An 8,851-nucleotide genomic window follows, 5' to 3' on the forward strand; every position below is an offset into this window, starting at 1 on the left:
AATACCAGTGATGTCCCAACCGGTGCACTGATCAGGCCGAATGGTTCAAATATCAAATTAAATTTCGCCCATGTTTGGGCCCCTGTTGGGATTGAGGCAGAAGGCTTTCTACAATGCTGACCCGGAATTACTTGCTTTACGACGTGTTCACCACCGAGCGGCTGGCCGGCAATCCGCTGGCCGTCGTTCTCGACGGCAAAGGGCTGGGCACGGCGGCGATGCAGGCCATCGCGCGCGAGTTCAACCTGTCGGAAACCGTTTTCGTGCTGCCGCCCGACAATCCCAAGCACCGCGCCCGCATCCGCATCTTCACACCCGAGTATGAGATGCCGTTCGCCGGCCATCCGACGGTGGGCGCTGCGATTGCGCTTGCCGAAATGGCTGGCGATGGCGACACCGCCGGCATCTTCGTCCTGGAAGAAAATATCGGCCCGGTGCGCTGCGCCGTCAGCAAGCACGATGGCGCCATCTTTGCCGAGTTCGACTTGGCCAAGCTGCCGGAGCGGCTGGAATTGTCCGCCGACCCGGAAGCGATCGGGGCGGCACTTGGCCTGGGGCCGCACGAAGTCGGCTTCGAAAACCACCGCGTCTCGTTCTGGTCGGCCGGCGTGCCCTACGTGACCATTCCGGTCGCCGATCTGGAGGCGGCGGCCCGGATAAGGCTGGATAACCAGGCGTGGTCGGAACTGGCGCCCCGCAAGAGCGATTGGGCCCTCGCCAGCCCGTATGTCTATTGCCGCGAGACGGTGAACCACGACAGCGCCTTCCATGTCCGCATGATCGTGCCGGGCAATCCATCCTATGAAGATCCGGCGACCGGTTCGGCGGCCGCCGCCTTCGCCGGCGCGATCATGCATTTCGACGGCCCGAGAGAGGGTGTTTCCCAGCGTTGGATCGAACAAGGGCTGGAGATGGGGCGGCCTTCGCGCATCCGCCTCGAACTGAATGTCGAAGGCGGCAAACTGGCCGCCGCCCGCATCGGCGGCCATGCCGTCAAGGTGGCGGAAGGCAAGCTGTTCGTCTGACACACCATCCTTCGTCATCCTAGGGCGTAGCAGGAGCGAAGCGACGTCGCGGAGACCCCCTAGGATCCATGCCGTAACCGAGCGGCCGTGCTCCGGCGGTGCGGGCTAGGTTTCCATGCAGCCGTCCGTCTTCTGCAGTGGTGGGCTCTCAGATCGAAACCGTGCGGCTCTTGTGCGCATGAGCGCATTCTACACCGCTGCATTTTGGGCGACTGTTACGGCATGGATCCTAGGGTCTCTGCTCCGCTTCGCGTTCGCTCCGCCCTAGGATGACGAAACCCGGCGCGATTTGTCGGGAAATGAATCCGGCAGGGCTGGACATGGCGGATGGCGGCGGCTATATGCCCGCCGACGCTGGTTTTACCGGCGAGTGGGTGCGTAGCTCAGTTGGTAGAGCAGCTGACTCTTAATCAGCGGGTCACAGGTTCGATCCCTGTCGCACCCACCATTTAATCCGTTGATATTACCCGCTTTTCGCTACCTGGAAAGAGTGTCGCGAACATAGCGGTTCCCAATCCCGACGGTTGGTTTCCAATTCGCGTTCGGTTCCAGTTGCAGCCTCAGCCCCAGTTGCAGCCTCAGCCTTTGGGCGGCTTGGGCACGTCTTCTTCCGACTTGGGCTTTTCTGGTCCGGCTTTCTCGCCAATACCGGACTTGTGGGCAAAACTGTAGAGAAGGCCTGCCGCGACCAGCACCAAAAGCGTGCCGAGCGCCGCCACTTGCCACAGACCGAGCCCGCAGGCCACGCCAATTGCCCCGGACAGCCACATGCCTGCACCGGTCGTCAGCCCGTGAACCTCGCCTTTCGAAAACAAAATCGTTCCGGCAGCAAGGAACGCGACGCCGGCGGTAACCGCTTCGACAACACGAATCGGATCGACCCTCACGGAATCCTGCTGAAACATCGGCGCGTGAATGATTTCAATCGTCAGAATACCGAAGGTAGCCGCTGCCACGCAGACCAGGATATGGGTGCGAAGCCCGGCAGGCCGATTTCGCCATTCGCGTTCGAACCCGATCGCCGCACCGAAGATCGACGCCAGCAGAAGCCTCGCCGCAATGACGGGAAACGGGACGTATGTCGGATGGCCGAATTCCTGGAAAAGCTGTTGCATGCGTAACCCGGGCTGACCGGCCACAACGTGCTCGGGCCGGCCAGGTTCCCCAGGGCTGCCGTGATCCATCGAGCAATCGGCCGAGACTTGATTCAGGTTGACGAGATTACTTCTCCGAAACACCGGCCTCGGCAAAGCTTGCCATGCGCGCATGGCATTCGAGCGCCGAGCGGACGATGTTGACGGCGAGGCAGGCGCCGGAGCCTTCGCCGAGCCGCATGCCGAGGTCGAGCAGCGGCGGCAGGCCGAGCGCCTCGAGCAGCCGGCGATGGCCGGATTCGGCCGAGACATGGGCGGCAAGTGTGTGGGCGAGGCCGGCCGGGTGCAATCTCGCCAGCGGTGCGGCGGCGGCGGTGCAGACGAAGCCGTCGAGCAGCACCGGCACGCCTGAATGGCGCGCCGCCAGCGTCGCACCGAAAATGGCGGCGAGTTCGCGCCCCCCAAGGGCTGCTGCGATCCCCAGCGGGTCGGCAAGAGCTTCGGCGTGGCGCTTGAGGCCGGCCTCGATGGCGGTGATCTTACGCACCAGGCCGGCATCGTCGACGCCGGTGCCGCGCCCGGTCCATTTTTCCGCGCCGCCGCCGAAAAGGGCGGCCGAAATGGCGGCCGCCGGCGTGGTGTTGCCGATGCCCATTTCGCCGAAACAGACGAGGTCGAGGTCTTTTGTCACCGCGGCGTAGCCGGCCGAGACGGCGGCGAGGAAGGCTTCGCCGTCCATTGCCGGCACTTGCGTGAAATCGCCGGTCGGATAATCGAGGTCGAGCGGAATGACATCGAGCTCCGCACCGGCAATGCGGGCAAGCTGGTTGATGGCGGCGCCGCCGCCGGCGAAATTCGCCACCATCTGCACGGTGACCTCCGACGGGAAGGCCGACACCCCCTGTGCGGTGACGCCGTGGTTGCCGGCAAAGACGAACACTTTGACGCGGTCGAGCTGCGGCATGTCGCGGCCCTGCCAGCGGGCCAGCCATGCGGCTATGGCTTCCAATCGGCCAAGGCTGCCTTGCGGCTTGGTCAGCGTGTCCTGGCGGCGGTCGACAGCATTTGCCGCGGCTTCGCTGCCGGCAGGCAGATCGAGGCAGGCCGCTCGCAATTCATCAAGCGATTTGAAAGGCATGGGGCAAAAATCTCCGAAACAGAGTCAGGAAAGGAAAGCGGAAGCGACGAGCAGGATTGCGATTTCGCCAGACTGCTGCAGCGCGCCGACCGTATCGCCGGTCTGGCCGCCGATCTGGCTGCGGCACAGCTCGCGGAACGCGGCAAACAACAGGCCGAGCAGGATAAGCGCGGCGACCGCGCCACCGAACCCTAGCGCCAGCAGCGCGACGGCGCCGAGCGCGGCGCCGGCAATGGCGGTTTCGGCCGAGACGGGGCCTGCATCGGCCGAGAGGCCGTCGCTGCGCGCCGCCGGCAAAAGATGCATGAAAGCGCCGAACAAGCCGCGCGAGGCGGCATGCGCGGCAATCAGAGCCCAGAACATCTGGGCCGGGCCGGCGAATTCCGAAAGCACGCTCCAGCGGATAAGCAGCGACAGGGCGAGCGCGCAGGCGCCATAGGCGCCGATGCGGCTGTCGCGCATGATCTCCAGTTTTTTCTCGCGCGTTTTGCCGCCGCCAAAGCCGTCGGCGACATCCGAAAGCCCGTCTTCATGCATGCAGCCGGTGGCGAGCAAGGTCGCGGCCAAGGTCAGTGCTGCTGCCGGGCCGGCGGCAAGGCCGAGCCAGGTCCCGACCGCGTAAACCAGGGCGCCGATCAGAGCGACGGCAAGGCCAGCGACCGGCGCCGCCCAGATCCCGGCAGCAAGGCTGCGGTCCCGGAAATCAATGACCGGCAGCGGCAGCCGTGTGAAGAAGACGACACAGAGCGCGATGTCTTCGAGCGCTTGGCGAAGCGAAGGGGGCATGTCCTCGAGTTTGAGCATGATCTATTCCGAAAATCGGTTCCCACTTTTCGCTGGCGCGGTCCTCCGGTTCGGGATCGTGCTCTAGCCTCTCGCAATGGCATGGAAGAATGTGCCGCTGACATGGCCGCGCCGGTAACCGGAGGCCCCGAGCGGATTGCCTTGGCCGTCAGCGAGGTCGGCCAACGATTCGTCACTGCCGGTGGCAATCATCTGTGCGTAGTGGAATTCGTGGCCGCGGATCAGCGCGCCTTGGGCTCCCAGCGGGCAATCGGCGCGCAGCCGCGCCTCGCGGTAGCCGAGATTCATCTTTCGCTTGGCAAAACTGGTCGAGTGGCCGAGCAGGCCGAGCATCGCGTGCGTCTCGCCCGATGCGTCCTCCAGCGCTTTGCCAAGCACCATGAAGCCGCCGCACTCGCCATGCACCGGCCGTGTTGCCGAAAACGCCTCGATGCCGGCCCTGAAATTCGCAGCCGCCGCAAGGCGGCCGGCGTGAAGCTCGGGATAGCCGCCGGGCAGCCAGCAGACATCGCAATTTTCGCCGGGCGCTTCGTCGGCAAGCGGCGAGAAGCGGATGATTTCAGCCCCTGCCTTGTGCCAATGCGCGGCGACATGCGGATAGAGGAAGGTGAAGGCGGCATCCTCTGCCAGTGCGATGCGTTGTCCGGGCGGTGGCAGCGCGTCGTCGAAACTGCCGGAAGCGGGCGCGAATGGCGCCGCCAGCGCCATGATGGCGTCGAGGTCGAGCGAGCGTTCGACCATGTCGGCCAGCCGGTCGAGATGCACCATCAAATTCTCGTATTCGCCGGCCTGGACGAGGCCGAGATGCCGCTCCGGCAGGTTGAGCGAGGGATCGCGCAGGATCGCGCCGACCACCGGCAGGCCGATCGCCTCGATGGCGTCGCTGCAGAGACGGCGGTGACGTTCGCTGCCCAGCCGGTTGAGCACGACGCCGGCCATGCGCACATCAGGGTCATAGCTGGCAAAACCCTTGGCGACGGCTGCCGCCGTGGTCGACTGTCCGGAAACGTCGAGCACCAGCAGCACCGGCAGGCCGTACAGCCGGGCAAGGTCTGCGGCCGAGCCGGTGCGGCCTGGAGCAGCCGGAATCCCGTCGAACAGGCCCATGGCGCTTTCGAGGAAGATGAAATCGGCATCTTCAGTTGCGTCGCCGGCCAGCGCGTTGAGCAAATCAGGCGGCATCGCCCAGCTGTCGAGATTGACGCCGGAAAGGCCTGTCGCAGCGGTGTGGAAGCCGGGGTCGATATAGTCGGGGCCGGACTTGGCGCCGCGCACCATCAGGCCGCGCCGGGCGAGCGCGCGCAATATACCGATGGTGACGCTGGTCTTGCCCGAGCCCGAGCGCGGCGCGCCGATGATGATCGCGCGGGTCATGGCTCGCCCGCCAATGCCGCGCGCATCGCGACGATGCCGCCGACGACGATCAGCGCCGGCGCGGTCAACCCGGCGGCGGCCGCCTCCTCGGCGATGGTGGCAAGCGTGGCGACGACGATGCGCTCCTGCGGCGTCGTCGCGGCGACGATCACTGCAGCAGGCGTCGAAGGCGGCAGGCCGCCGCCAAGCAGCGAGGCTGATATCAGCGGCAGATTGGCCATGCCCATATAGACGACGACCGGCTGGCCGGTGCGGGCGATTGCCGCCCAGTCGAGGTCGTCGTCGGTGCCGGCGGCGTGGCCGGTGGCCAGGATCACCGCCTTGTTGATGCCGCGCATGGTGGCCGGGATGCCGGCCCCGGCAAGCGCGCTGAGGCCCGAAGTCAGGCCGGACAGTACGCGGAACGGGATGTTTTCGCGCGCCAGCGCCAGCGCCTCTTCGCCGCCGCGGCCGAAAATATAAGGGTCGCCGCCCTTCAGCCTGACGACGCGGCGGCCCTCGTGCGCCAGCCGCACCAGCAAAGCGGTGATGTCGTCCTGCTTCATCGACGGTTGGCCGCCACGCTTGCCGGCGTAAAAAAGCTCGGCGCCCGACGCCACTGCCACGATATCGGGAGAGACCAGTGCGTCGTAGACGAGGGCATCGCACTGCCCAAGTGCGGCCAGCACTTCCAGCGTCAGGCAGCCGGGATCGCCGGGGCCGGCGCCGGCCAGCCAGACATGGCCGGGCTCAAGCTGGCGCGGCTTGAAGTTCAGCCGGGCCAAAGCCTGTTCGATCGTGGTGTTTCCACCGCTGTTTCCGGTGCCGTCGTTCACAATCCGTCCCGTCCGCGAAAACGCCGCTGGTAGTGGGCGTCGTAAAGTGAACTCTCGCCAAAGCCTTCCGCCGCCAGCGAGCGGCCGACGAAGATGATGGCCGTGCGCTCCATCGGGTCGGCGGCCAATTGCGCCTCGATCGTCGCCAGCGTGCCGGTCAGCACGCGCTCGTCCGGCCAGGAGGCGCGGAAGACGATCGCTACCGGGCAATCGGCGCCATAGAACGGCGTCAGCTCGGCGACGATCCGGTCGATGGCGTGGATGGCAAGGTGGATGGCCAGCGTCGCGCCGGTGCGGCCGAAGCCGGCCAGCGTCTCGCCGGGCGGCATTTTGGACGCGCGGCCGGAGATGCGGGTCAGCACCAGGCTTTGCGCGACTTCGGGAATGGTCAGCTCGCGGCGAAGCGCTGCCGCGGCAGCCGCGAAGGAGGGCACGCCCGGCGTCAGCGTATAGGCGATGCCGTGCTTCTCCAGCCGGCGGATCTGCTCGGCGACGGCGCTCCACACCGACAGGTCGCCGGAATGCAGGCGGGAGACATCGTGGCCGGCCTGGTGGGCCGCCACATATTCCGCTTCGATCTCGTCGAGCGACATCGGCGCGGTGTCGATCAGCCTCGTGCCGGGCGCGCAGTGCTGCAACAATTCCGGGGCGACGATCGAGCCGGCATAGAGGCAGACTGGGCAACTTGCCAGCAGCCGGCTGCCGCGCAAGGTGATGAGGTCGGCCGCGCCGGGACCGGCGCCGATGAAGTGGACGGTCATGCGGCGTCTCCGCTGATGGCGATGGCGCAGGTGACCGGGCCAAGCACGGTGCGCGGCCCGAGCAGTTTTGCGCCTTTGCCGGCGGCGGCAAGCGCTGACGCTTCGGAAACCGACGGCGTGCCGGCACGCGCCTGCGACAGGTCGGAACGGCTGAGCAAAGCGGCCCCCTCGGGCCACCTTCTCCCCGCTGGGGAGAAGAGACTGGCGCCAGCGTGCGTGATCTCCTCTCCCCTCGGGGAGAGGTCGGCCGAGCGAAGCGGAGGCCGGGTGAGGGGGAGCGACGGTTCAGAGCCAGCAACATCCACCACTATGACCGGGAGATCGAGTTTACGGCCGGCAGCAAGAATGGCCACTTCGCTGCGTTTGAATTCGGTCGTCGCCAAGGCACACAGTGCCGTCATCGCCAGCCCATGAACTTCAAGCGCGGCTTCTATGGCGGCAAGAACGTCCTGCACACTCACGCCTTTGCGGCTGCCGATGCCCGCGACCATCATGGCTTGACCCAGCTCCATTGGCTGACCGGCATGGCCGGCCGCCAGGCCTGCATCGAGCCAACCGGCGAAGCGCGGGATAGTGCGATGCGGGTGAGATCGCCGCCGAGCGACGCGTGACGGGCGAGAAGCAGCGCCTCCATCTCCAGCGTCACCGCATTGGCGACCAGCCGGCCGCCAGCAGGCAGCGCCTCGAGGGCCGTTTCCAGCACGCCGGTATCGCTGCCCCCGCCGCCGATGAAGATCGCGTCCGGCGTCTCCAATCCGGCGAGCGCCTGCGGCGCCGAGCCTTCGACGACGGCAAGATCGGGAACGCCGCAGGCGGAACCGTTGCGGCGGATGCGGGCGGCGCGGGTTGGATCGGCCTCGATGGCAATGGCGCGCATCGTCGGATGGGAAAGCATCCATTCGATGCCGATCGAGCCGGAGCCGGCGCCGATGTCCCACAGCAACTCGCCGCGCCTGGGGGCGAGGGCGGACAGGGTGATGGCGCGCACTTCGCGCTTGGTGATCTGGCCGTCATGCTCGAACAAATGATCGGCAACGCCCGATGTCAGCGGCAGGATGCGTGCATCCGAAATTGAGTCAACTTCGACCGCCAGCACATTGAGCGGATTGATTTTTTCGATGTCGAATGCGTCCGCCCGCGCCGAGCGAAACCTTTCGTTCGGGCCGCCCAGCGCCTCCAGTGCCGTCAGCCGCGAGACGCCGAAGTCGAGTTCGGTCAACAGGCGCGCAATCGCCGCCGGCGCATCGCCATCCGAGGTCAGCGCAAGGATGCGGGTGCCCGGATGCAGCAACGGCCGGATCAGGTCGAGCGGGCGGCCGTGCAGCGAAATGGTTTCGATATCCTGCAGCGCCCAGCCGAGGCGGGCGGCGGCCAGCGAGAAGGCAGAAGCGGCGGGGATGACCTGCATCTCCTGGGGAGGAATTTTGCGGGCGAGTGTGGCGCCGACCCCATGGAAGAACGGATCGCCCGACGCCAGCACGCAGACGCGTCTGCCGGAAAGCGCCAGCACGTCGCGCATCTCGGCATCGAAAGGGGTCGGCCAGGCACGGGCTTCGCCTTTGGCGAGCGACACGACGAGCGCAAGGTGGCGCGTGCCGCCGAAGACGAATTCGGCCTCGGCGATCAGCCGCTTGGCCTCGTCGCCGAGACCCGCTACACCGTCCTCGCCGATGCCGACGATTGTGAGCCATTTTGGTGTCGGCTGTTTATTGTTTGACATGCGGCGCCGCCCCTCATCCGCCTGCCGGCACCTTCTCCCCGTATAGTGACGGGGAGAAGGGAACTGGCCGCAACGCTGGCGTCCCCCTCTCCCCGTCCTTCACGGGGAGAGGGTAAGGGT

Annotated in this window: 9 protein-coding genes and 1 tRNA gene; 2 read left to right on the forward strand and 8 right to left on the reverse strand. The window is 66.4% G+C overall.

Annotation, left to right across the window (positions count from 1 at the left end):
* Positions 1-113 precede the first annotated feature (113 nt).
* A complete protein-coding gene (locus AC0L18_RS06815) occupies positions 114-1,025 on the forward strand; it encodes a PhzF family phenazine biosynthesis protein (RefSeq protein WP_473491215.1) in 912 nt (303 codons plus the stop codon).
* Positions 1,026-1,397: 372 nt separating this feature from the next.
* Positions 1,398-1,473: transfer RNA gene (locus AC0L18_RS06820), tRNA-Lys, on the forward strand.
* A gap of 130 nt (positions 1,474-1,603) precedes the next feature.
* Here the strand turns inward: AC0L18_RS06820 and AC0L18_RS06825 are convergent.
* From AC0L18_RS06825 to cbiE, 8 genes are all read right to left on the reverse strand, one after another.
* Positions 1,604-2,140: an MgtC/SapB family protein gene (locus AC0L18_RS06825; RefSeq protein WP_473491389.1), complete on the reverse strand. Its 537-nt coding sequence runs from the start codon at positions 2,138-2,140 to the stop codon at positions 1,604-1,606.
* A gap of 106 nt (positions 2,141-2,246) precedes the next feature.
* Positions 2,247-3,257, reverse strand: a complete 1,011-nt coding sequence (cobT, locus tag AC0L18_RS06830; protein ID WP_473491216.1) for a nicotinate-nucleotide--dimethylbenzimidazole phosphoribosyltransferase — start codon at positions 3,255-3,257, stop codon at positions 2,247-2,249.
* A gap of 24 nt (positions 3,258-3,281) precedes the next feature.
* Positions 3,282-4,061, reverse strand: coding sequence for an adenosylcobinamide-GDP ribazoletransferase (gene cobS / locus AC0L18_RS06835; protein WP_473491217.1), 780 nt, complete (start codon positions 4,059-4,061; stop codon positions 3,282-3,284).
* A 63-nt stretch (positions 4,062-4,124) separates the two neighbouring features.
* On the reverse strand, positions 4,125-5,435 hold the full coding sequence (locus AC0L18_RS06840) for a cobyrinate a,c-diamide synthase (RefSeq protein ID WP_473491219.1): 1,311 nt from the start codon (positions 5,433-5,435) through the stop codon (positions 4,125-4,127).
* Positions 5,432-6,250 (reverse strand): uroporphyrinogen-III C-methyltransferase, encoded by an 819-nt coding sequence (gene cobA, locus AC0L18_RS06845; protein WP_473491220.1) that lies wholly within the window; start codon positions 6,248-6,250, stop codon positions 5,432-5,434. Before cobA ends, AC0L18_RS06840 begins: the two co-directional genes overlap by 4 nt.
* Positions 6,247-7,011 (reverse strand): precorrin-4 C(11)-methyltransferase, encoded by a 765-nt coding sequence (gene cobM / locus AC0L18_RS06850; protein ID WP_473491221.1) that lies wholly within the window; start codon positions 7,009-7,011, stop codon positions 6,247-6,249. Before cobM ends, cobA begins: the two co-directional genes overlap by 4 nt.
* Positions 7,008-7,505, reverse strand: coding sequence for a cobalamin biosynthesis protein (locus AC0L18_RS06855; RefSeq protein ID WP_473491223.1), 498 nt, complete (start codon positions 7,503-7,505; stop codon positions 7,008-7,010). The genes cobM and AC0L18_RS06855 overlap by 4 nt, the downstream gene beginning before the upstream one ends.
* Positions 7,502-8,731, reverse strand: a complete 1,230-nt coding sequence (gene cbiE / locus AC0L18_RS06860) for a precorrin-6y C5,15-methyltransferase (decarboxylating) subunit CbiE (RefSeq protein ID WP_473491224.1) — start codon at positions 8,729-8,731, stop codon at positions 7,502-7,504. The genes AC0L18_RS06855 and cbiE overlap by 4 nt, the downstream gene beginning before the upstream one ends.
* Positions 8,732-8,851 lie beyond the last annotated feature (120 nt).

The sequence above is a fragment of the Mesorhizobium sp. WSM4819 genome (assembly GCF_055811215.1).

What these genes read in the sequence shown, in the direction of transcription:
- AC0L18_RS06815 (WP_473491215.1), top strand. Translation starts at nt 114, where the DNA reads ATGCTGACCCGGAATTACTTGCTTTACGACGTGTTCACCACCGAGCGG.
- AC0L18_RS06825 (WP_473491389.1), bottom strand. Translation starts at nt 2,140, where the DNA reads ATGCAACAGCTTTTCCAGGAATTCGGCCATCCGACATACGTCCCGTTT.
- cobT (WP_473491216.1), bottom strand. Translation starts at nt 3,257, where the DNA reads ATGCCTTTCAAATCGCTTGATGAATTGCGAGCGGCCTGCCTCGATCTG.
- cobS (WP_473491217.1), bottom strand. Translation starts at nt 4,061, where the DNA reads ATGCTCAAACTCGAGGACATGCCCCCTTCGCTTCGCCAAGCGCTCGAA.
- AC0L18_RS06840 (WP_473491219.1), bottom strand. Translation starts at nt 5,435, where the DNA reads ATGACCCGCGCGATCATCATCGGCGCGCCGCGCTCGGGCTCGGGCAAG.
- cobM (WP_473491221.1), bottom strand. Translation starts at nt 7,011, where the DNA reads ATGACCGTCCACTTCATCGGCGCCGGTCCCGGCGCGGCCGACCTCATC.
- AC0L18_RS06855 (WP_473491223.1), bottom strand. Translation starts at nt 7,505, where the DNA reads ATGATGGTCGCGGGCATCGGCAGCCGCAAAGGCGTGAGTGTGCAGGAC.
- cbiE (WP_473491224.1), bottom strand. Translation starts at nt 8,731, where the DNA reads ATGTCAAACAATAAACAGCCGACACCAAAATGGCTCACAATCGTCGGC.